The 20,206-nt window shown below is 73.2% G+C and carries 23 protein-coding genes, 2 tRNA genes and 1 pseudogene; 13 read left to right on the plus strand and 13 right to left on the minus strand.

Features of this window, described 5'->3' with window-relative positions; genetic code table 11:
* Window positions 1-3: 3 nt before the first annotated feature.
* The 5 genes from DB033_RS16880 to DB033_RS16900 all read left to right on the plus strand — a co-directional run bounded on the left by DB033_RS16880 (window position 4) and on the right by DB033_RS16900 (window position 4,527).
* Window positions 4-783, plus strand: a complete 780-nt coding sequence (locus DB033_RS16880) for an IclR family transcriptional regulator (RefSeq protein WP_111768034.1) — start codon at window positions 4-6, stop codon at window positions 781-783.
* A complete protein-coding gene (glpK, locus tag DB033_RS16885; protein ID WP_111768035.1) occupies window positions 780-2,294 on the plus strand; it encodes a glycerol kinase GlpK in 1,515 nt (504 codons plus the stop codon). Before DB033_RS16880 ends, glpK begins: the two co-directional genes overlap by 4 nt.
* A gap of 169 nt (window positions 2,295-2,463) precedes the next feature.
* Window positions 2,464-3,219, plus strand: a complete 756-nt coding sequence (locus tag DB033_RS16890) for a VldE C-terminal domain-containing protein (protein WP_157970754.1) — start codon at window positions 2,464-2,466, stop codon at window positions 3,217-3,219.
* 164 nt (window positions 3,220-3,383) lie between these two features.
* Entirely contained in the window at window positions 3,384-3,893 is a 510-nt protein-coding gene (locus tag DB033_RS16895; protein ID WP_170315578.1) for a sigma-70 family RNA polymerase sigma factor, read from the plus strand.
* Window positions 3,886-4,527, plus strand: coding sequence for an anti-sigma factor family protein (locus tag DB033_RS16900; protein ID WP_111768037.1), 642 nt, complete (start codon window positions 3,886-3,888; stop codon window positions 4,525-4,527). The genes DB033_RS16895 and DB033_RS16900 overlap by 8 nt, the downstream gene beginning before the upstream one ends.
* A 115-nt stretch (window positions 4,528-4,642) precedes the next feature.
* On the opposite strand, the gene DB033_RS16905 is transcribed toward DB033_RS16900, so the two are convergent.
* From DB033_RS16905 to DB033_RS21515, 6 genes are all read right to left on the minus strand, one after another.
* Window positions 4,643-5,470, minus strand: coding sequence for an ATP-grasp domain-containing protein (locus tag DB033_RS16905; protein WP_157970755.1), 828 nt, complete (start codon window positions 5,468-5,470; stop codon window positions 4,643-4,645).
* Window positions 5,471-5,496: 26 nt separating this feature from the next.
* Window positions 5,497-6,570, minus strand: coding sequence for a GTP-binding protein (locus DB033_RS16910; RefSeq protein ID WP_240615951.1), 1,074 nt, complete (start codon window positions 6,568-6,570; stop codon window positions 5,497-5,499).
* Window positions 6,571-6,602: 32 nt separating this feature from the next.
* Window positions 6,603-6,908, minus strand: coding sequence for a 30S ribosomal protein S14 (gene rpsN, locus DB033_RS21845; RefSeq protein WP_111768039.1), 306 nt, complete (start codon window positions 6,906-6,908; stop codon window positions 6,603-6,605).
* Window positions 6,908-7,144 carry a large ribosomal subunit protein bL28 gene (locus DB033_RS16920; protein ID WP_111768040.1) on the minus strand — a complete coding sequence of 79 codons (237 nt, stop codon included), beginning with the start codon at window positions 7,142-7,144 and terminating at the stop codon, window positions 6,908-6,910. Before DB033_RS16920 ends, rpsN begins: the two co-directional genes overlap by 1 nt.
* Window positions 7,145-7,177: 33 nt before the next feature.
* The gene (locus DB033_RS16925; RefSeq protein ID WP_111768041.1) at window positions 7,178-7,300 is read right to left on the minus strand and encodes a ribosomal protein bL36; all 123 of its coding nucleotides are present in this window, start codon (window positions 7,298-7,300) and stop codon (window positions 7,178-7,180) included.
* A gap of 194 nt (window positions 7,301-7,494) precedes the next feature.
* The gene (locus DB033_RS21515; RefSeq protein WP_111768042.1) at window positions 7,495-7,746 is read right to left on the minus strand and encodes a type B 50S ribosomal protein L31; all 252 of its coding nucleotides are present in this window, start codon (window positions 7,744-7,746) and stop codon (window positions 7,495-7,497) included.
* A gap of 85 nt (window positions 7,747-7,831) precedes the next feature.
* Between DB033_RS21515 and rpmG the strand changes: the two genes are divergently transcribed.
* Both rpmG and rpsR read left to right on the plus strand, forming a co-directional pair.
* Window positions 7,832-7,996, plus strand: a complete 165-nt coding sequence (rpmG, locus tag DB033_RS16940) for a 50S ribosomal protein L33 (RefSeq protein ID WP_111768043.1) — start codon at window positions 7,832-7,834, stop codon at window positions 7,994-7,996.
* Window positions 7,986-8,234 (plus strand): annotated as a pseudogene (rpsR, locus tag DB033_RS16945) (30S ribosomal protein S18); the annotation flags it as partial. The gene rpmG and the pseudogene rpsR, both read left to right, overlap by 11 nt.
* A gap of 363 nt (window positions 8,235-8,597) precedes the next feature.
* On the opposite strand, the gene DB033_RS16950 reads toward rpsR, so the two are convergent.
* Window positions 8,598-9,341 carry a GAF and ANTAR domain-containing protein gene (locus DB033_RS16950; protein WP_205843960.1) on the minus strand — a complete coding sequence of 248 codons (744 nt, stop codon included), beginning with the start codon at window positions 9,339-9,341 and terminating at the stop codon, window positions 8,598-8,600.
* Window positions 9,342-10,069: 728 nt separating this feature from the next.
* Here DB033_RS16950 and DB033_RS16955 point away from each other — a divergent pair.
* Window positions 10,070-10,741 (plus strand): GAF and ANTAR domain-containing protein, encoded by a 672-nt coding sequence (locus DB033_RS16955; RefSeq protein ID WP_157970756.1) that lies wholly within the window; start codon window positions 10,070-10,072, stop codon window positions 10,739-10,741.
* 2 nt (window positions 10,742-10,743) lie between these two features.
* Here the strand turns inward: DB033_RS16955 and DB033_RS16960 are convergent, their stop codons facing one another.
* The 5 genes from DB033_RS16960 to DB033_RS16980 all read right to left on the minus strand — a co-directional run bounded on the left by DB033_RS16960 (window position 10,744) and on the right by DB033_RS16980 (window position 13,635).
* Window positions 10,744-11,613, minus strand: coding sequence for a phosphatase PAP2 family protein (locus DB033_RS16960; protein WP_157970757.1), 870 nt, complete (start codon window positions 11,611-11,613; stop codon window positions 10,744-10,746).
* Window positions 11,613-12,344: a phosphatase PAP2 family protein gene (locus DB033_RS16965; RefSeq protein ID WP_111768046.1), complete on the minus strand. Its 732-nt coding sequence runs from the start codon at window positions 12,342-12,344 to the stop codon at window positions 11,613-11,615. Before DB033_RS16965 ends, DB033_RS16960 begins: the two co-directional genes overlap by 1 nt.
* Before the next feature lie 136 nt (window positions 12,345-12,480).
* Window positions 12,481-12,553, minus strand: a tRNA-Arg gene (locus DB033_RS16970).
* A gap of 80 nt (window positions 12,554-12,633) precedes the next feature.
* Window positions 12,634-12,720: transfer RNA gene (locus DB033_RS16975), tRNA-Ser, on the minus strand.
* Between the two features lie 78 nt (window positions 12,721-12,798).
* The gene (locus DB033_RS16980) at window positions 12,799-13,635 is read right to left on the minus strand and encodes a hypothetical protein (protein WP_157970758.1); all 837 of its coding nucleotides are present in this window, start codon (window positions 13,633-13,635) and stop codon (window positions 12,799-12,801) included.
* 111 nt (window positions 13,636-13,746) lie between these two features.
* Here DB033_RS16980 and hisC point away from each other — a divergent pair, with 111 nt between their 5' ends.
* Window positions 13,747-14,802 (plus strand): histidinol-phosphate transaminase, encoded by a 1,056-nt coding sequence (gene hisC, locus DB033_RS16985; protein ID WP_111768048.1) that lies wholly within the window; start codon window positions 13,747-13,749, stop codon window positions 14,800-14,802.
* 9 nt (window positions 14,803-14,811) lie between these two features.
* On the opposite strand, the gene DB033_RS16990 is transcribed toward hisC, so the two are convergent.
* A complete protein-coding gene (locus DB033_RS16990) occupies window positions 14,812-15,579 on the minus strand; it encodes a sulfite exporter TauE/SafE family protein (RefSeq protein ID WP_111768404.1) in 768 nt (255 codons plus the stop codon).
* Between the two features lie 300 nt (window positions 15,580-15,879).
* Between DB033_RS16990 and DB033_RS16995 the strand changes: the two genes are divergently transcribed.
* The 4 genes from DB033_RS16995 (at window position 15,880) to DB033_RS17010 (ending at window position 20,154) form a co-directional block, all read left to right on the plus strand.
* A complete protein-coding gene (locus DB033_RS16995; protein ID WP_170315579.1) occupies window positions 15,880-17,943 on the plus strand; it encodes an ATP-binding protein in 2,064 nt (687 codons plus the stop codon).
* A complete protein-coding gene (locus tag DB033_RS17000) occupies window positions 17,940-18,320 on the plus strand; it encodes a response regulator (protein WP_111768050.1) in 381 nt (126 codons plus the stop codon). Before DB033_RS16995 ends, DB033_RS17000 begins: the two co-directional genes overlap by 4 nt.
* Window positions 18,321-18,658: 338 nt before the next feature.
* Window positions 18,659-18,976 (plus strand): hypothetical protein, encoded by a 318-nt coding sequence (locus tag DB033_RS17005; protein ID WP_111768051.1) that lies wholly within the window; start codon window positions 18,659-18,661, stop codon window positions 18,974-18,976.
* Between the two features lie 77 nt (window positions 18,977-19,053).
* Window positions 19,054-20,154 (plus strand): SPL family radical SAM protein, encoded by a 1,101-nt coding sequence (locus tag DB033_RS17010; protein ID WP_111768405.1) that lies wholly within the window; start codon window positions 19,054-19,056, stop codon window positions 20,152-20,154.
* Window positions 20,155-20,206: the final 52 nt, after the last annotated feature.

Here is a 20,206-nt window from a genome sequence, read left to right on the forward strand (position 1 = left end):
GGCGTGCCGGGGTCCATCCAGTCGATCGAACGCGCCGCGGCGATCCTGCGCCTGCTGGCCGAGAGCGACGACCCGATGGGCCTGCTGCAGATCTCCGGCGCGCTGGACCTGGCCAAGGGCACGGCCCACGGCCTGCTGAGCACCCTCACCGACGTCGGGTTCGTCGAGCAGCCGCACCCGGCCGGGCCGTACCGCCTGTCCGACGACATGGCCGGCCTCGGACGAAACCGCCTGGACGCCAACGAGTTGCGGTCCCGGGCCCTGAACTGGACCGACGCACTCGCCGCGCGCAGCGGCGAGGCCGCGAAGGTGGCGGTGTTCCGCGACGGCCGGGCCGTCGTCGCCCACCACGTGTTCCGGGTGGCCGGCGAGCACCGCAGCGGGCAGCGGCTGCTCACCGGCACCGAGGTGCCACTGCACGCCACCGCCCTGGGCAAGGTGCTGCTGGCCTTCGAGCCTGCGGCCGCCCGCAGCATCGTCGGGCGCGAGCTGTCCAGCCTGACCTACCGCACGGTCACCGACCGGGTGGCGCTCTACCGCGACCTGGCCGGCGTCCGGGATCTCGGCTGGGCGGCCGCGGTGGACGAGGCCGGTCCCGACGTCGCCGACATCGCCGCACCCGTACGGGACCGTGGCGGCTACGTTGTGGCGGTGGTCGGCATCGAGGGCGCCAAGGACCGGATCTGCGACGAGCGCGGCCGGCCCCGTCCCACGCTGGTCTCCCACGTCGTGCGCGCCGGTCGCGACATCTCCCGCGAGCTGGGCCACGGACGCGGCCTGTGAAGCGACGCTACGTCGCCGCGCTCGACCAGGGCACGACGTCCAGCCGCTGCATCGTGTTCGACCACGACGGCCGGATGATCGCCATCGCCCAGCGGGAACACCGCCAGTACTACCCGCGCCCGGGCTGGGTGGAGCACGACGCGGTCGAGATCTGGACGACCGTGCAGCGGGTGATCCGGCAGGCCGTCGCCGACGCCGGCATCGCCGCGTCCGACATCGCCGCCCTGGGGGTGACCAACCAGCGCGAGACCATGGTGGTCTGGGACCGGGCCACCGGCGTCCCCGTGCACCGGGCGATCGTCTGGCAGGACACCCGGACGGCCGGGCTGCTGGCCGAGCTCGACCACACCGACGCCGCCGAGCAGATCCGCGCCCGGGCGGGACTGCCGTTGGTCACCTACTTCAGTGGGGCGAAGCTGCGGTGGCTGCTGGACTCCGACGCGGACCTGGCCGACCGCGCCGCCCGCGGCGAACTGCTGTTCGGCACCATGGACACCTGGATCACCTGGAACCTCACCGGCGGCACGGCCGGTGGCCGGCACGTCACCGACGTCACCAACGCCAGCCGCACGATGCTGATGAACCTCGAGACGCTGGACTGGGACGACGCGCTGCTGGAGATCTTCCGGGTGCCCCGGTCGATGCTGCCCGAGATCCGGTCCACCGTCGGCGTGGTCGGCACCACCGTCGACCCGGTGGCCGACATCCCGATCGGTGCCCTGATCGGCGACCAGCAGGCGTCGCTGTTCGGTCAGGGGGCGTTCGACGCAGGTGAGGCCAAGTGCACCTTCGGCACCGGCGGCTTCCTGCTGCTCAACACCGGCACCGAGATCACCCACTCCCGCCACGGTCTCATCACCACGGTGGCGCACCGCATCGACGGCGAGCCCGCGGTGTACGCGCTCGAGGGCTCGATGGCCATGACCGGCGGGTTGGTGCAGTGGTGCCGTGACAGCCTGCGCCTGATCAAGACGCCGTCGGAGATCGAGACGCTGGCCGCACAGGTCCCCGACAACGGCGGATGCTATGTGGTGCCGGCCTTCTCGGGCCTGTTCGCGCCGCACTGGGACGCCGGGGCGCAGGGCCTCATCATCGGGCTGACCTCGTTCGTGACCCGCTCGCACATCGCCCGGGCGGTGCTCGAGGCGACCGCCTGGCAGACCTACGACGTGGTCGACGCGATGAACGGGGACGCCGGCCTGCGTGCCTCCCGGTTGGTCGTCGACGGCGGCATGACCGCCGACAACCTGCTGATGCAGATGGTCGCCGACGTCCTGGACATCCCGGTGGTGCGGCCGATGATGGCCGAGACGGTGGCCCTGGGCGCGGCCTACGCGGCGGGGCTGGCCGTCGGGTACTGGCCCGACCGGGCGGCGCTGCGGCGGCACTGGCACGTGGCCGCCGAATGGCTGCCCGGGATGGACGCGCAACGCCGTGACCGCGAACTGGCCTCGTGGCGGCGGGCGGTGGAGTTGGCCATCGCCTGGGGCCGCCCCGCGGCGGGCCGCTGAGCGGCGCTCACCGGGTGTGTCCGCCGGCGTGGCGAACGGGGGTCGCAGCCCGGCCTGACCGCGCCGGTACGGGATCCGGCACACCCTGGGTCACCTCGGCCGCGCACGGAATCACCCGGTGAATCCAGGTCCGCCCTGTTGTCACGGTGCTACCCAACGTACATAGTTGATGGCAATCGGTAACCATAACCACGAGGCGGTCTGTATGCGGTGGAAGTCCGGTCGACGCGGCGCGGCGCCGACGGCGGCGGTGCTGGCGGTCGCGGTGCTCGCGTCCCTCACGACGGCGGTGGGCGGTTCGCCGGCGGCCGCGGCGGCGCCGGCCCCGGTGATCGAGATCGGCGATCCGGCCAGCGAGGTGCTCGCCAGCATCCAGATCATCGACGCCACCCGGCGGTCCGTGGAGGACGGCGGTGACACCGGACCGGCCACCGGCCTGCAGCCCCCGGGCACCGACGAGCCGCTGTACGTGCCGGCCGACCTCGTCACCGACACCAGCTGGACCACCGAGGCGGCCGCCGTCCCGGACCGGACCACCGATCCCCGCACCAACCTCGTGACGCCTCGGACGTCGGTGATGTACGAGTCGGCGATCAGCGCCGGCCTCGTCCGGCTCAGCGCGGTGGAGTGCGTCTCCGGGCGTGCGGCCAATCCCAACTCCGACCACCCGGGCGGCCGCGGCTGCGACTTCATGTACGACCCGAACTCGGCCGCCGGCGTGTCCGCGGGGTGGCGGGCGGCCAACTGGCTGGTGGCCAACCAGGCCGCTCTCGGCGTCAAGTACGTGATCTGGCAGGGCATGATCTGGAACGCCCGGTCCCGGCCCGGTCCGTGGACGGTCTACACCTCCAGCGCCTACGGGTGCCCGAACCCGGCCAACCTGACCGGCTGTCACTACGACCACGTGCACGTGTCCATGTACTGACCCGCAGTCGACCACAGTCGACCGCAGTCGACCGCAGACAACCCAAGTCGCCCTAAGACGACCGCGGACGACCGCGGTCGACCGCGGTCATCGCTGCCGGCGCCGGGCCGACCGACTGAACCGGACGGCCCCGCCGACCGTGTGTGCAGGCATGGAGGTCCGACGTGCCCGACGATGAACTGCAGTTGATGCGGGTGCTGCACGACGAGCACAGCGCGGCGTTGTGGGCGCACGTCGTCCGGCTGACCGGGGACCGGGCGTTCGCCGAGGACGTCGTCCAGGAGACGCTGCTGCGCGCGTGGCGGCACCCGCGGGTGCTGGACCAGTCCGGGAACTCCGCGCGGGCCTGGCTGTTCACGGTGGCCAAGAACCTCGTCATCGACGACTGGCGCAAGGGCCGCCGCCGCCTCGAGGCCACCACCTCCGAGCTGCCCGAGCGCGCCACCGTCGACGACATCGACGCCCGGCTGCAGGCCTGGGAGGTCGACGAGGCGATGCGCCGGCTGTCCGTCCCACACCGCGAGGTGCTGACGGAGTGCTTCTTCCGTGGGCACTCCGTGCAGGAGGCGGCCACCAACCTGGGCATCCCGCCCGGGACGGTCAAGTCCCGCTGTCACTACGCGCTGCGGGCGCTGCGGCTCATCCTCGACGAGATGGGGGTCACCGGTGTCTGACGACCCGTTCCGCACCTGGGACGGCCCCTACGTGCTGGGGGCGCTGTCCAAGGACGACCGCGCGGACTTCGAGGAACACCTGCGGGAGTGCACCGCCTGCCGGGAGGCGGTGGGTGAGCTGGCCGGTATCCCCGGGCTGCTGACGCGAGCGCGACCGCCGCTGGACGACCCCGCCGACGAGCCGGCGCCGGACCTGCTGCCCGCGCTGCTGTCCGTGGCCCGTCGGGACCGCCGGCGCCGTCGGCTGGTGGGCGCCTCCGGATGGCTGGCCGCGGCCGCGTGCGCCGCCGGCCTGGCCCTGGTCACGCTCCCCCCCGAACCCGCCGACGCGGTCGTGTTGTCGCCGATGCAGCAGGTCGGCGACACGACGGTCGCCGGCGAGGCCGGCGTGCAAGCGGTGCGCTGGGGAGCCCGGATCGAGGTCCGGTGCCGCTACGCCGAGGACGAGGACAGCGACGAGAGCTACGCGCTGCGGGTCTTCGACCGCTCCGGCGGTTCCCAGATCGTCGGCACCTGGAAGGTGGTCCCCGGCCGGACCACGACGATGGACGCCTCGACGGCCATCGCGGGCGACGACATCGGCAAGCTGGAGGTCCTGTCCGGCGAGGACGTGGTGCTGCGGCTCCCCCGCTGAACCGGCTGGGTCCGGGTGCGGGCCGGCCGACGCCCGAGCCTCCGCGCACCTGGATACCGGGCACCGGTCGCCGCGCCGTGTGGGTGAGGCCGGTCGACGCCCGCAGCCGGCGGGTTCAGAGCGGCGGCACCGCCGCCGGGTCGGGCCGCCACCGCCAGCGCTCGGCCACGCCGGGATCGTTGGCCGCCAGCACCGCGCCGAGCACGGCGTCGGGATCGCAGCCGTACAGGCCCGACCCCCACGCCTGGTTGGCCTCGAGCACCACGAGGCGGCCGTCGGCGAGCCGGGCGACGTCCAGCACCGCCGCCGGCGGGACCGCGTCGCCGCTCAGGCCCCCCAGCAGGTCGGCGACGTGCGCAGCCGCCTCGACGTGGAACGAGGCCCGGTGGGTGTGCAGCAGCGGTCCCCAGGGCTCGTCCTGCACCCGGTACGCCGAGGCCGTGAGCACCTCGCGGCCCCGGGTGAACACGGGGTACTCGGAGTCGATGTCCAGCCAGTCGCGGGTGGCCAGCAGCTCGACCGGCAGGTTCCCGGCCGCGGCCATCACGGCGTCGAACTCCGCGACACCGGGATACCGACGAGCCGGCACCAGCCGGCTCTTGGCGTCGGCCAGTTTGACGAAGACCGGGCCGGTGGTGAGCATCCCCCGGGCGCCGGCGGGCCCGACGCGGTGCCAGGCGCGGCCGGTGACGGCCGGCCCTAGACCGGCGAACCACTCCGGCGTCGGTCCGGACAGCCGCAGCGGGACGCCGCGGTCCAGCGCCTGCGCGAGCAGTCCACCCGGCGCCCGGAACGCCGATCCGGGCGCCGCCGCCGCCGCCACCTCCGCAGGGGTCGGGCCCGGTTCGACGACGGTCAGCCCGCGGCGGGTCGCGGCCGCCCGCAGCCCGGTCCGGCTGTGTTCGTCCCGCGCGTACAGCACCAGTGTTCGAGGCTCGCCCATGCGTCGAGTGTGGACCGCGCGACGGGTCAGCCGACCCGGTCGTCCCCGCCCAGCCAGTCGCCCAGCCCGTCGTCGGCGCCGCGCCACCGGGCGGGGCCGGCGACCCATTCGGCGTCGGTGAGCACCAGGTCGGCGAAGGTCTCCTGGACACGGCGCCGGTCGTCGTCGACGCCGGTGAACACCATCCGGGTGCTCGGCGGGACGCTGTCCCAGCCGCCGCCGTGACCGATGCTCACCTGACCGCCGGCACCGTCCCAGACGCACACGGTGTCGCGGCGGGTCGGGAGCACGAACCGCCCACGGGAGCGCAGCCGGCCCGATCCGAGGTCGGCGATCCGGTCGAGGAAGCGGCCCGGATGCAGCGGACGGTCCGACACCAGGTCCAGACTCCACACGCCGTGGGCGTCGGCGACCTGCGGCGGCTGCACGCGCCTCGGGTCCAGCCGGGCCTCGGCGAGCGCGGCGCGGTGGCGCATCCGGAACAACTCGACGCCGACCGTCTCGTACAGCGACGAACGGCTGCTGCCGCGGCCGCGGAGATGGTCGACCAGGGTGAGCCCGGCCGGGTCCTCGCCGACGGTGAGCAGCAGGTCGGCGTGCGCGATCTGCGCCCCCAGGGCCTCCCCGACGCTGCGCCGGTCGTCGGCGCCGGCACCCAGCGAACGGTCGGACAACAGGTCGTCGCCCATGATGTCGTCGGTGACGGTGTCGACGTCGACCACGGCGAGGACGCCGGCCAACCGGACACCGAGCCGACGCGCGATGTCCGGAGCGGCGAGCGGACGGCTGGCCGGGGTGGCCTCGGCGGTGGCGGGTGACAGCAGCACGATCCGGTCCCACCGCCGGTGGCCGACCATCCGGGCCAGCGTCGGCATCGCGCCGTCACGCACCGCGCAGCCCATGCAGGCGTGGTCCATCAGGACGGTCTCGTCCTCGACGATCCCGGCGCTGTCGCTGATCACGCGGCGGAGCTCCCCCTCGTCGGGGTGCAGGTCGATGCGCAGCACCGCGGTGCGGGGCAGCTCGGTGAGGGCCGAGGCGGCGGTCATCTCACGCAGGATCGGGTCGACGGTGGACACGACGACGACGGGCACGGGCACGGGACGGCCTCTCTGGGCGGGGCGGGGACGGGTCACCAGCTGCACTTCCGGACGCCGGGGAGCTCACCGCGGTGGGCCGTGCCCCGGAAAGTGATACGCGACAGAGCCAACCGGTGGAGATGGCCGCGGGGGCGGCCGTCGGAGGCGTCGCGGTTCCGCAGCCGGGCCGGGCTCGCGTCCGGCGAGAACCGTTGCTGCGCAACCCGGGCCGCGGCACTGGTTGCCGGGGCCGTACCCGGTGCGGCGATCAGGACCTGGAGGGTGCTCCGGCGGTCGGGGTCCGCGGCAACCATCAGCCGGCGCCGGTCGTTGCGGACGATCCTGGAGTTCCCGTCCATCAGATCCGCTCACCGCAGGCCCGGATGCGGGCGCCGGCGGCCTCGATCCCGTTGCGGTCCACGCGCTTCACGCACGGGCACTCAGCCGCAACCCCGGCGGTGCGACCGAGACCGGGAACGACATGGCGGTGGCGCTGGACGTCGGGCTCCCCGCGGCGGGAGGTGCCGACGTGGCTGTGCGACACGGAGTGGCCGTCGCCGGGTCCGGCGCCGGTCAGCTGGCAGCGGTCGGACATGGAACTGATCGTCGGGTTCGGGCGCAACGGTCGTCAGCCCTGACGGGCTTTCCACTCCGGGTTCCGCCGGTCGACCACGTGGACCTTCCCGTGGCGGCGGGCCACGAGTGAGCCGTCCTTCTTCTCCAGTGCGCGCAGTGATGCCCGGACCTTCATCGGCGTCCTCTCCTCGACGGTGACCTCACGGCTCGAGCCGTTCGGGGTGGCGCTGGTGGTAGCGGACGAGCCGGCCGGGGATCCTCACCCGGCGGCCCGCGATCTCGACCGTGTTCAGGGCCGGCAGCTGCGCCTGCGACTGCGCACGGCGGGACCGGGTGCCGGACCGTGACGTCTTCCGTGGGGGACCGCCATCACCGGCTCCGGGTGCCGTACCGGCGGCGGAACTTCTCGATCTGCCCTTCGGTGTCCAGAACGCGAGCCTGTCCCGTCCAGAACGGGTGGGACGCGCTGGTGACGTCCACGACGACCAGCGGATAGGTGCGCCCGTCCGACCACGTGACGGTGGCGTCGCTGGTCACGGTCGAGCGCGTCAGGAACGCGTCGCCGGTGCTCGCGTCCCGGAACACCACCGGGTGGTAGTCGGGGTGGATACCGCTTCTCATCGTCTTTCCTCGTGCCGGGAACTCCTCCGAACGCTACACTAATGATTGTCGTTCTCATTAGTGTAGCGCCGACCAGGAAGGTCCGATGGACAGCACCGACACCCGGCCGTTCGTGAAACGGCGCTCGACCGCCGGCACCGGCCACCGCTGCGTGACCCGCACGAACCGCCGCGACGATCCCGAGCGGCTGACTCTGCTCCGGTACGAACGCTGCGTCCGGCGGCGCGTCGAGTTGCGCGAGGAGCGGTGAGCGCGAGCGCGGCACCCGCCGCGGGGACGACCGCCGACCGGCCGCGAAGGCGACACCACTCGGCACGGTCGACGACAAGGATGTGACTCTGTTGCGGCGCTTCATCTCCGACCGCGGCAAGATCCGCAGCCGCCGCGTCACCGGGCTCAGCCCGTCCGACCAGCGGCAGGTCGCGACCGCGATCCGCAACGCCCGCGAGATGGCCCTGCTGCCCTACCCCGGCGGCGCGGGGCGCTGAGACGTGCGGCGAGGAGGCGACGGCAGTGCCGCGCGTCCGACCCGCTGCCCGCGGTGCGCACCGGTCCGGTGCGCACCGCCCTCGGCCTCCCTCTCGACGATGTCACCGTCGGCATGACGAGCCCCGCTCCTACGGCTGATGCGGCATTCTGCCCCGACTCCCCGACTCCCCGACCCCCCGACTCCCCGACTCCCCGACGAGCCGCCCGAGCGGCGCCGTGCGCTGCCCACGGAGCGCACCACTCTCGGCCTCCCGTCGGAGCACCTGACCGCGGTCGTGGTGAGCCCTGCTCCTACGCGCTGATCCGGCACGCTGCCCCGCTGCCCGACGAGCCGCCGCAGCGGCGCCGCGCCCCTCACCGGCTCACTCCGCCGGGTCGACGCCGGTGGTCACGAACTCCTCCGCGATGTCGTGCAGTTTTCGGTTGCGGTCCTGCGACGCGTGCACCAGCAGGCCGAACGCCTGCTGTGCGGTGATCTTGTGACGCTCCATCAGGATCCCCTCGGCCCGCCCGATCACGTCGCGATGGGTCATCGCCGCACGGAGTTGCTGGTTCTCCTCGGCTCCGATCATCGCGATCGAGGCGTGGCTGGCCAGGAGCAGCCCGATCTGTTCGTCCCGGTCGTCGAACGCCGCGGCGTCGGCGGAGTACAGGTTGAGGGCACCGAGGTCGTCGGCGTGCACGTAGAGCTGCACGGCGAGCATCGACAGGATGCCCAGGTCGGCGGCGGCACCGGCGAACGCCGGCCAGCGGGGATCGACGCGCAGGTCGTCGACCCGGACCGTCAGCTGCTCCCGGATGGCGTCCAGGCAGGGCCCTTCACCGGTGCGGTACTGCACCTCGTCGATCCGCCGGACCGTCGGATCGGTGGCCGCGGGGGTGGTGATCCGGCGACGCCGGTCGATCCGGCTGATCCCGGCGTACGTGGCACCGGGGATGTTGACCACGGCGGCGTGCACGATCGCGTCGAGCGTCCGGTCCAGGCCGGGCGCCTGCTGCAGCGACCTCGCCATGTCGCTCAGCTGCCGGGCCAGGTTGTGGTCGGGCTGGCGCCCGCCGCTGGTCATGCCACGATCGGTGGAACGGGCTGCCCGGTCGTCGATCATCGGGTCCTCCTGGAGGCGACCGCAGGTCTCGGCACGCCGACCCTCGGCGCGGGACGGACGGCGCGCCCGGCTTCCGTCCGGAGCGCTGTCTCCCGCCGGACGCTACGCCGTCGGCACGGAATTCTCCGGTCAGCGGGCGGGTCCCACCCCGCGCCCGCGCGGGCTCCCGGTGCCGGGTCGAGGATGGTCACCGCTCGGCCCCGGTGGGCCAGGGGTCGGCGAGAGCGGGCTGTCGGGCGTCGCCGACACCGTGTGACGAGCCTCGGCCGGACCGGGCGGGTGATTCCATCCGCACACGCCGCGCGGCTCCCGTGCGACACCGCGCGGCCGGGATGACCGAGTGGCCCACGACCCGCCCAGCGTCGCGCGTGGAGGGTCTCACCCATCAGCCGACACACCCTGGTCGTAACGTCATCTCGTCGCCCTGGAGGCAGCGAGGATGCACTCCATACGGGTAGTTCTCAGGGCCTCTTGTGTGGGTATGGTGACAGTGGGTTCGGAACCAGCCCAGTGCCAGCAGCGCTGCCGGCGCCCCCCGGCGGCCCCGTTCCGACCTGCCCCAGGAGCCCGTGATGATCGACGCCACCTCCCATACCGACACGCACCCCGCCCGCGACCGCGTCCCCCCGACCCGACCCACGCCGACGCGACCCTCCCGGAGCACCGACGCCCGCGCGGCCGTCTCCCTGGAAGCGCGGACCGCGGCAGGGCTGTCGGCTCTCGCGTCCGTGGTCGCCAGTCCCGCCGAGGACGACGGTGACATGACGGTGTCGGCCCTGACGGTGGTGTCGACGTTCGTGCCCGGGGCACGGTGGGTGACGCTGACCGAACGGCGCCCCGGTCACTCCCGGATCCGCACCCTGGCCAGCAGCGACGCCTCCGGGGCCCTGGGCGACGAGCTGCAGTTGCGGCTGTCGCAGGGACCCACGGTGCAGGCGATCCGCGAGCGCACCCCGGTCCTGGTCCACGACCTCACGGCCGACACCCGCTGGCCCGACTTCAGCCGCGCCGCGGTCGGCCAGACACCGATCCGCTCGGTGCTGAGCTTCCCCCTCCACGGCACCCATGACGCCACCTGTGCGCTCACGCTGTACGGCGCGGAGACGCACGCCTTCACCGGTGACGCGGTGTACATCGCGTCGGTGGCCGCGGGCTCCGTCGAGACGGCACTGGCCGGCCTGGCGCAGCGGCTGCGGGCGCGCAACCTGCACCAGGCCCTGATGAGCAACCGCCGGATCGGCGTGGCGGTGGGCATCCTGATGGCGGCCCACCGGTGGACCGAGGAGCGCGCCTTTCAGGAGATGGCCACCCTCAGTCAGGCCAACAACCGCAAGGTCATCGACCTCGCCGACGAGGTCATCCTCACCGGGGCCCTGCCGGACTCACCGCCGAAGGTCTGACGTCAGGCTCGGACCCCGGCGTCCGGGCGGCGCCTCGCACCGCGGAACGGACGGCCCAGCCGCAGCGCGCGGCCGCCGAAGAGCACCGTCACCACCAGGAACCAGCCGTATCCCAGCGCGGCGCCGGCGACCACGTCGGTCAGCCAGTGCACACCCAGTAGCGCGCGGCTCGCGGCCACCGCGACCGCGATCAGCACCGCCATCGCCGCCAGGACGGCCCGCACGGTGCGCGGCGCGGTGCGGCCGAGGATCATTGCCACCGCGGGCCACACCGCCGCCGCGGCGCCGGCGTGGCCGGACGGGAACGACGAGCCGACCGATTCGACGAGCTGCAGCACCGCGGGCCGGTCCCGACCCACGATCGCCTTGAGTCCGTTGACGAGGATCTTCTCGCCCCCCAGCACGGCCACCCCGAAGAGCATCACCTCGGGGCGGCGGTGCCGCAGCAGGTCCACCAGCACCGCCGCCGCCAGCGCCGGCAGCACGACGGCGGTGTCCCCGAGGTGGGTCACCGCCGTGATCACGCCGATCGAGCCGGAGTCGGCGTGGTCGGCGCCCCAGCGGGCCACGGCGGCGTCGAACCGGGCCAGACCACCCCGGCCGTCGACCATGTCGAGCACCAGGCCGACGGCCAGGGCCGTCGCGAAGACCACGGCGAGCGCTGCGGTGACGGCCAGACCGCCGGCGGCTCGCCGGTCCAGCCGCTGCCGCAGGAACCGCTGCAGCCGTGGACGGCCGGCCAGCCGACGCACCAGGGCCCGTTCCTCCGCCGTGGTGTCCACCGGATCGACGGGACCCCGCGAGGCCGACACCACGAGCGCGGCCAGCCCGGCGGCGCCCGCCACGAGCAACACCGCGATCGTGACGCCCATCAGCGCACCGGCGGGCGCGGGCCGTGACCGCCGGTCGGCGATCCGAGGAACCGGCGGATGATTACGAACACCACGAGTACGCAGGCCGCGCCCAGGGCCAGGCCGGCGAGGACGTCGGTCAGGTAGTGGGCCCCGCGGTACATCCGTGACGCCGCGACGGCCGCCGGCACCGCCACGGCGAGGACCACCGTGAGAACTCGCAGCCAGGTCCGCCGGGTGTGGGCCAGGACGACGACGGCGATGGCCGCGTAGGCGGCGGCCGCACCCGTGTGGCCGGATGGGAAGCTGCTGTCGACGGTGACCGCCTCGAGCCGCGGGACGTCCGGGCGGGGACGGGCGACGATCGTGGTGACGGCCAGGAAGACCGCCCCCTCGATCGCGGTCGAGGCCACCACGAAGGTGACCGCGAGCCACGACCGGAGCCGGATCCCGATGACCAGAGCGGCGACAGCGGTGACGACGACCTTGGTCAGGGTCTGGCCGAGCAGGCTGCCGACACGGGTCAGACCGTCCAGCAGCGGTGTGCGGTGGTCGACCATCCACACCGAGGCCGACCGGTCGAGCCGGGCCGGCCAGCTGTCGCCGGTGCGGGAGATCAGCAACCCCAGCGCCACCCAGACGGCGGCCAGGACCAGTCCCGCGACGACCGTCGCGGCCGCCGCCCTCAGCACCGCCGCCCGGGCCGGCCGTTCCTCCGGCGTCCGCCGCACCGCACCCGCCACTGCACCCATCGGCCACCTCTGTCCGGCTCGCCCCGTCACGTGTGATGCACGTGCCGTGCAGCAGCGATACCCAGCACGAGGTCACCGCAACGAGCCCGAACGACGACACCCGCCCCTGCGCGGCAGGAGCGGGTGTCGGATGCTGTGCGCCCGGAGGGATTCGAACCCCCAACCTTCTGATCCGTAGTCAGATGCTCTATCCGTTGAGCTACGGGCGCGTGTGCACTTCTTCAGTTGTGACTCCGCCGACGAGCGACGGGGCCGGAGCCCACAAGAACCTACCAGGCTCTGCGGACCGCGGAAGCGAGAGGATTTGAACCTCCGGTACCTGTTAAGGCACATCTCATTAGCAGTGAGACCCATTCGGCCGCTCTGGCACGCTTCCCCAGCCCCACCCGAGGGTGTTGCCTCGACGAGGGTACCCGGCGGCCACCGGCAAGAGCAAAACCGCCGCCGGCCCGCCTCAGGACAGGCACGCCGCCAGGTCCAGCGCGGCCAGGTCGGGAGCGTCCGCACCGGGTCCGCAACCCAGCGTCGCGAACTCCGTCCCGTTCCACGCCAGCACGTTCCAGACGGTGGTCGTCCCGTCGGTGACCTGCACCGCGGCCCCCAGCGCGTCCTCGAGCTCGACGACCTCGGCCCGCTCGGTCGCGGAGACGAAACCGTCCGACCCGGACAGGTCGGTCCAGCGTCCGTCCGCCCCGATTCCGAACGCCGACAGCACCGCCCGCCCGTCGGCCTGCGCGGCCCGGACGAGGCACCGCCCACCCGCCCCACAGGCCAGCCGGCCGTCGGGCTGTGCGGCGAAGGTCACTCCGTACGGCACCGCCTGGACCGCCACCAGCGCCCCGGCGGGGTCGACGGAGATCATCGCGGCCCGCCCACCCTGACTGATCAACGCCGCCGAGTAGTTCCCGACGACGTCGGCGTGGGTGCCGAGCACCTGGCAGTCGTCGCACCCCACGAGCTGCACGTCGACGGTGTCCTCGGCGGCGGGGGAGGTGGGGGCTGCCGGCGAGGCCTCGACGGCCGTGCCGTCCTCGGGCTCCGGAGCCGGCGCGGCGGACCCCTCGGACGACACCGGTGCGGGGTCCGCGACCGACGACTCCACGGGCGCCGCTCCCCCGCCGCCCAGCCCGGGCACCGTCACCTGCAGCTTCGTCGGAGCCCCCGCAGCGGCCGCACCGGTGCCCATCACCGACGCCAGCGCGCCGGGCGTGGTCGACGCACCGTCCGCACCGCCGCAGCCGCCGAGCAGCACCAGACCGATCACCACACCCACCACCCGAGCCGCACGCATGCTGCGACCCTACGGAGCCGGCCGACCCGCGCCGCCGGGCCGCGCCGGGCCGGGGCCGACCCCACCGGCGCCACTAGGCTCGCGAGGTCCGCACCAGAAAGGCTTTCCGCGATGACCGCCCAGCTCCGTGCCGCGCTCGACGCGCTGCCCGCCTACACCCCTGGCCGCACCGTTCCCGGGGCGGTCAAACTGGCGTCGAACGAGATGCCCTTCCCCCCGCTGGACTCCGTCGTGCGGGCCATCGCCGACGCCGCTGCCGGTATCAACCGCTACCCCGACAACGGGGCCGGCGCGCTCACCGCCAGGCTCGCCACCCGCTTCGACGTCGATCCCGCCCGGATCGCCGTCGGGTGCGGATCGGTCGCCCTGTGCCAGCAGCTCGTCGAGGCGACCTGCGTGGCCGGTGACGAGGTGCTCTACCCGTGGCGGTCGTTCGAGGCGTACCCGATCATCACCGCCGTCGTCGGCGCCACCTCCGTCCAGGTGCCGCTCACCGACGAGGCGCTGGACCTCGACGCCCTGGCCGCCGCCGTCACCGACCGGACCCGGCTGATCTTCGTCTGCAGCCCCAACAACCCCACGGGGACGGTGGTCGGTCGCGCGGCGCTGGACGCCTTCCTGGACGCGGTGCCCGACCGGGTGCTCGTCGTCCTCGACGAGGCCTACCGCGAGTTCGTGGACGACCCGGCGGCGGTCGACGGCATCGAGTACGCCCGCGGGCGCGACAACGTGGTGGTGCTGCGCACCCTGTCCAAGGCCTACGGGTTGGCGGGTCTGCGCGTCGGCTTCGCCGTCGGCGCCCCGGAGGTCGCGGCCACCCTGCGCAAGATCGGCATCCCGTTCGCGGTCAACGCGCTCGCCCAGGCCGCTGCGGTCGCGTCGCTGGACGCCGAGGACGAGCTGCTGGCCCGGTGCCGGCAGATCGTCGACGAGCGCGTCCGCGTCCGCGATGCGCTGCTGACCGCGGGCTTCGACGTCCCGGCGACCCAGGCCAACTTCGTGTGGCTGCCCGTCCGGCACCGCGCAGGCGAGTTCGCCGCGCACTGCGAGCGGGCGAAGGTCATCGTCCGGCCGTTCACCCACCCGGAGAACGGCGGCGTGCGCGTCTCCATCGGCACCGCCGACCAGAACGACGCCTTCCTGGCCGCGGCGCTGAGCTTCGGCTGACGCCGGCGGCTACTCCAGACTGACGATGCGCCAGATCGCGTAGACGCCGAGCAGCACGATGGCGCCCCGCAGCACCGGCGCCGGCAGCTTGCGGCCCACCCCGGCGCCGATGAAGCCGCCGATCAGCGAGCCGACGGCGATCATCCCGGCGGCCACCCAGTTGATCCGGTCGAACGCGACGATCGTGTAGATGGCCGCTGACACCACGTTGACCAGCAGCGACAGCAGGTTCTTCGCGGCGTTGATCTCCTGCAGCGAGTTGTGCACCAGCGCGCCCATGATGCCGACCAGCAGGATGCCCTGCGCGGCGGCGAAATAGCCGCCGTAGACCCCCGCGATGAACGTCCACACCACCAGCAGGGTCAACCGGCCGGTGGTGATCACCGACAGCTCACGCCCGGCGAGCACCGCTCGCCGCCGCACCCAGGCCTGGATGCGTGGCTGCACCACGACGAGCACCAGGGCCAGCCCGAGCAGTACCGGGACGATGGTCTCGAACGCGTCGGCCGGCAGCACCAGCAGCAGGCAGGCGCCCAGCACCGAGCCGATCAGTGAGGCGGGGATCTGCCAGCGCAGCCGTGGCCACTGCCCGCGCAGTTCCCGGCGGTAGCCCCACGTCCCGGAGACACTGCCCGCCACGAGACCGACGGCGTTGCTCATCGTCGCGGTGACCGGCGGGACGCCGAAGGCCAGCAGCGTGGGGAAGGTGATGAGCGTGCCGGAGCCGACCACCGCGTTGATGGTGCCCGCACCGATCCCGGCCAGCAGGACCAGCATCGCCTCCACGAACGTCACCAGGGCACCCTACGGGCCGTCGGCCGGTGGTCCGCCCGCCGCCGGCCCGCCCGTCCGGAACCGACGAGGGACATGACCCGGGCACGCAGAGTCAATTCCCGCCGCCACCGCCGGGCGATCGGTGTGTGCATCACACTTATGGGCGTATCACCACCCCACAGAGCAACGATGACGCGCTCCGACGCCGTCCGAGCCCCGGTACGGATGTCGCTTCGCACTCCGACGGGACCACGGCGACAACTGAATGGAGTAATCTCAACGCGGATCCGAGGGGAGGTGGCCATGGCGCGAACGTCCGCCGGGCCTCCGGCTGCGTCCGAGACCCCCGCCGGGACCGGACCGCGCCGGGTGGGCCGCCTGGGGCAGTGGTGGCTGAACCGGTCGGTACCGGTGAAGGGGATCCTGGCCCTGTCGGTGCCGATCCTCGCGCTGGTGGGAGTGTCCTCGTCGGCTTTCGTCCTGCAGCTGGAGGAACGCAGCGAACGCCAGGCCGCGGTCGCCGCGAACCGGATCGTCATGTCGTCGGTCGGGGTGCTGCAGTCCGCCACCGACATGGAGACCCGGGTTCGCGGCTACGCCGCCACCGCGGACCGCTCCTTTGTGACGGGCTTCGACGAGGACGCCACCGCGCTCGACGACTTCGTGGACCGGCTGGACAGCGCGGTGGTCACCGACGAGGAGCGGACCGCGGCCGCCAGCGTCCGGGGGACCGTCCTCACCCACGTCGCCCAGCTGTACGTCGTGATGGGAGAGGTGAGCGCCGGCGCCGACCGCGGGCAGCTGCTGAACCCGCTGGCCAAGAGCCGGGCCATCATGGACGACCTGCGGGCGGAGGTCGGGTCGATCAGGAGCGGGCCGGAAGCGACCGTGGCCACCAAGCGGGCTCAGGTCAACGCCCTGGAGATCACCATCCTGCGGCTACAGATCACCGGCCTCGTGGTCGGCCTGCTCACCGGCGCGGCCGGCATCGCCCTGTTCAGCTTCGGCATCTCGCGCCGCGTCAAGGGCGCCGCGGCCAACGCCCAGCGGCTCGGCGAGGGCCGGCGGCTGCTGCCGATGCGCGCGGCCACCGACGAGATCGGGCGTCTGAAGGCCTCGATCGCCGACGCGGACCGGCTGCTGCACAGCCGACTCGAGGAGCTGGCCACCGCCCGCGACCAGGCCCTCACCGCCACGCACACCAAGAACTCGTTCCTGTCACGCACCAGCCACGAGCTGCGGACCCCGCTGAACGCCATCCTGGGTTTCGCCCAACTGCTGGAGATGTCGGACCTCGACGAGGAGGACCGCGAGAGCGCTGAGCACATCCACCAGGCCGGCCGGCATCTGCTGGCACTGATCAACGAGCTCATCGACATCTCCCGCGTCGAATCGGGAGACCTGCAGGTCTCGATGGAGCCGATCTCGGTGGCCCGGGTGACCCGTGAGGTCGTCGCTCTCGTCGGGCCGCTCGCCGCGGCCCGCCAGATCACCATCTACAACCGCATCACCGACCCGGCCGTCGCCGTGTCCGCGGACTACCAGCGCCTCAAGCAGGTGCTGGTCAACCTGGTCTCCAACGCGATCAAGTACAACCGGCACGCCGGCGAGATCACGCTCGACCACCGGCGCACCGCCGACGGTGTCATCGAGCTGCGGGTGACCGACACCGGGCAGGGCCTGAGCGAGGCCGACCAGGAACGCATCTGGATGCCGTTCGAGCGGCTGGACGCCGACCGCGGGCCCATCGAGGGCACCGGCATCGGACTGCCGCTGGCCCGGGCGCTCGCCGAGGCCATGCACGGCACCCTGACCGTCCGCAGCACCGTCGGCCAGGGCTCCACCTTCACCGTCGGGCTGCCGGTCGCCGACGACATCGTCGCCGCCGACGCCCGCAGCCCGCAGTCGCAGTCCGTTCCGCCCGCCCAGGCCGGCACGCTCGGCCGATCCCTGACCGTGCTGTCCATCGAGGACAACATGGCCAACAGTCAGGTCCTGGACCGCATCTTCCGCACCTGGACCGATGTCTCGTTGATCGCCACCGACAACGCCGAGAGCGGACTCGAACTGGCCGTCGACCACCGGCCGGACCTCATCCTGCTCGATCTGCATCTGCCCGGCATGAGCGGTGAGGAGGCGTTCCAGCGGTTGCGCGCCGACCCGGGCACCACCTCCATCCCGATCGTCGTGCTGTCCGCCGACGCCACCCCGGGCACCGTCCGGCGGCTGCTGGCCCGGGGCGCGTCCGCCTACCTCACCAAGCCGCTGGACCTCCCGTCGCTGTACCAGGTCCTGGAGGACGTCACCCACCGCAGCGCCGACGGGCCGGCCGTCGCCGTACCGGCCGTCCGGTCGGGACGACCGTGACCGTTCCGCACCAGCGCGCCGTGCTGTACGTCGAGGACAACCCGGTCAACGTCCGGCTGGTGCAGAAGATCCTCCGGCTGCGACCGCACATCACCCTGACCGTGGTCGGCACCGGCGAGGAGGGGCTCGCCGCCGCCCGCGCCGAGCGACCCGACCTGGTGCTGCTGGACTGGCGGCTGCCGGGCATCCAGGGCGCCGACGTGCTGCGCGAGCTGACCACCGACCCCGCCACCGCCGGCCTCGCGGTCGTGGTGTTCAGCGGCGACTCGGGACGCGACCAGGTCACCAGCATCCTGCGGTCCGGGGCGGCGGCGTTCCTGCCCAAGCCCTTCGCCATCGACGACCTGCTGGCCGTGGTCGACCGGCACTGCGGCTGACCGGGCGGTCCCCGGTGGCGGTCCCCGGGCCGACCGGGCCGATGCGATCGATCCGCCAGGACTGACCGGGCTCCGTCCGGGGCGAGGGATCCGTCACCGCGGCGACGGTGCCCCGAGCCCACCTGGACACGCCGGCGCCACCCCCACGGTCCGCGACGACGACCCCGACCTTCACCGCCGCGTAAAGAACGGGAAACGCACGGGCTCTACGGTGACGTCGTCGGCGGCCGGACGAAACCCTCGCAGCGGCCGACGGATACGACCCAGGGGATCCGGAAGACCATGCACGACACACGCTGTCACCGCCACGGGGACGCCGCACGGTCGCGGCGCACACCGTGACCACCCGGCAGGCGGTCTGGCCGCCCGAGCTCATCGAACGACGCCGCGCCGCCGCCCGGCTGGAGGCCCGCATCCGTGAGGTCGGCCGATCGGTGGCCACCGGCCCCGGGGACGAGCTGCGCCGCCTGCGCGCCGAGCGGGCCGCCCTGCCGTGCCCGCACTGGGAGGTCGGCCGGGCCGACGACGGCGCGGACGACTGGGTGTGCGCCGACTGCCACGACCGCATCGTGCCGGCCTGGGTGCCGCTGGAGGACCAGGAGAACCAGTTGCGACGGGCCGGCAACCGCCTGTCGAGGTGGCCGGCGGCGGGCTGACCCTGCCGGGGCGCACTCCCGGTGTCACCGGCCACACCGGGAAGCCCACCGGTGCCGCCGGCGTTGGAACCGGTGACATGGACATCGCTGACAGTCTCGTATCCGCCCCCACGAGGGCCTGGATCCCCAAGCACGTGCAGATCACCCGTGCGGCCCAGGACCAGCCGCACACCGCCGAGATCATCCGCCGCTGCGAGGCCGCCGGAGTGGACGACATCCTGCTCCTGCCGGGTGACCGGCTGACCGGGCTTCGCGGCGACAGCGAACGCGAGACCTACGCGCGGGCGAAGTCGACGCTCGCCGTCGTCGTGGCTCCCCCGAGCGCCCTGAAGCCGCAGCCCATCCCGCCGAGCGCCGACTGGCGGATCGACCTGGCCCGGGGATGCCCCGCGCACTGCCAGTACTGCTACCTGGCCGGCTCGTTGACCGGGCCGCCGGTGACGCGGGTGTACGCCAACCTCGACCAGGTGCTGGCCGGCGTCGGCACCCACGCCGGCCGTGGCACCGTCACCAGCGGCACCGTCGAGCGCGGCCACGAGGGCACCACCTTCGAGATGTCGTGCTACACCGATCCGCTCGGCATCGAACGGGTCACCGGTTCGCTGGCCGCGGCGATCGCCCGCGTCGGCTCCGGGGAGTTCGGCGACGACGTGCAGCTGCGGTTCACCACCAAGTTCGACGACGTCGGCGAGTTGCTCACGCTGGACCACCGGGGCCGCACCCGGGTGCGCTTCTCGGTCAACTCCACCGAGGTCGCACACCGGTTCGAGGGCGGCACCGCCCGGATGCCCGCGCGGCTCACCGCGATGGGCGCCATGGCCCGCGCCGGGTACCCGGTCGGACTGACCATCGCCCCGATCATGCCGATCGGCGACTGGCGGGCCGGCTACGGCGCGCTGCTCGACGACGTCGCCGCCACGCTCGCCGGCGTCGGTGACGTCGACCTGACCGCCGAGATCATCACCCACCGGTTCACGCCGGCCAGCAAGGAGGTGCTCCTCGGCTGGTATCCGAACACCCGGCTGGAGATGGACGAGGAGAGCCGCACCGAGAAGCGTTCCAAGTTCGGCGGGGTCAAGTTCGTCTACCCGAAGGCGACGATGACCGAGATGCGCACCTGGTTCACCACCGAGCTGGAGCGCCGGCTGCCGGGCGCCCGGTTGCTCTACTGGACCTGATCCGGACGGGCCCGCGGCCCGGCCCGGCCCGCCGGTGACCTACCGTGGCGGC

Source organism: Nakamurella deserti (assembly GCF_003260015.1).
Taxonomy (GTDB): Bacteria; Actinomycetota; Actinomycetes; order Mycobacteriales; family Nakamurellaceae; genus Nakamurella; species Nakamurella deserti.

Excerpts from the sequence above, each read along its gene's own strand:
- DB033_RS16890 (WP_157970754.1), top strand. The coding sequence starts at position 2,464 with ATGGCAATCGGTAACCATAACCACGAGGCGGTCTGTATGCGGTGGAAG.
- DB033_RS16905 (WP_157970755.1), bottom strand. The coding sequence starts at position 5,470 with ATGGGCGAGCCTCGAACACTGGTGCTGTACGCGCGGGACGAACACAGC.
- rpsN (WP_111768039.1), bottom strand. The coding sequence starts at position 6,908 with ATGGACGGGAACTCCAGGATCGTCCGCAACGACCGGCGCCGGCTGATG.
- DB033_RS16920 (WP_111768040.1), bottom strand. The coding sequence starts at position 7,144 with ATGTCCGACCGCTGCCAGCTGACCGGCGCCGGACCCGGCGACGGCCAC.
- DB033_RS16925 (WP_111768041.1), bottom strand. The coding sequence starts at position 7,300 with ATGAAGGTCCGGGCATCACTGCGCGCACTGGAGAAGAAGGACGGCTCA.
- DB033_RS21515 (WP_111768042.1), bottom strand. The coding sequence starts at position 7,746 with ATGAGAAGCGGTATCCACCCCGACTACCACCCGGTGGTGTTCCGGGAC.
- rpmG (WP_111768043.1), top strand. The coding sequence starts at position 7,832 with ATGGACAGCACCGACACCCGGCCGTTCGTGAAACGGCGCTCGACCGCC.
- DB033_RS16950 (WP_205843960.1), bottom strand. The coding sequence starts at position 9,341 with ATGATCGACGACCGGGCAGCCCGTTCCACCGATCGTGGCATGACCAGC.
- DB033_RS16960 (WP_157970757.1), bottom strand. The coding sequence starts at position 11,613 with ATGGGCGTCACGATCGCGGTGTTGCTCGTGGCGGGCGCCGCCGGGCTG.
- DB033_RS16965 (WP_111768046.1), bottom strand. The coding sequence starts at position 12,344 with ATGGGTGCAGTGGCGGGTGCGGTGCGGCGGACGCCGGAGGAACGGCCG.
- DB033_RS16980 (WP_157970758.1), bottom strand. The coding sequence starts at position 13,635 with ATGCGTGCGGCTCGGGTGGTGGGTGTGGTGATCGGTCTGGTGCTGCTC.
- hisC (WP_111768048.1), top strand. The coding sequence starts at position 13,747 with ATGACCGCCCAGCTCCGTGCCGCGCTCGACGCGCTGCCCGCCTACACC.
- DB033_RS16990 (WP_111768404.1), bottom strand. The coding sequence starts at position 15,579 with ATGCTGGTCCTGCTGGCCGGGATCGGTGCGGGCACCATCAACGCGGTG.
- DB033_RS16995 (WP_170315579.1), top strand. The coding sequence starts at position 15,880 with ATGGCGCGAACGTCCGCCGGGCCTCCGGCTGCGTCCGAGACCCCCGCC.
- DB033_RS17010 (WP_111768405.1), top strand. The coding sequence starts at position 19,054 with ATGGACATCGCTGACAGTCTCGTATCCGCCCCCACGAGGGCCTGGATC.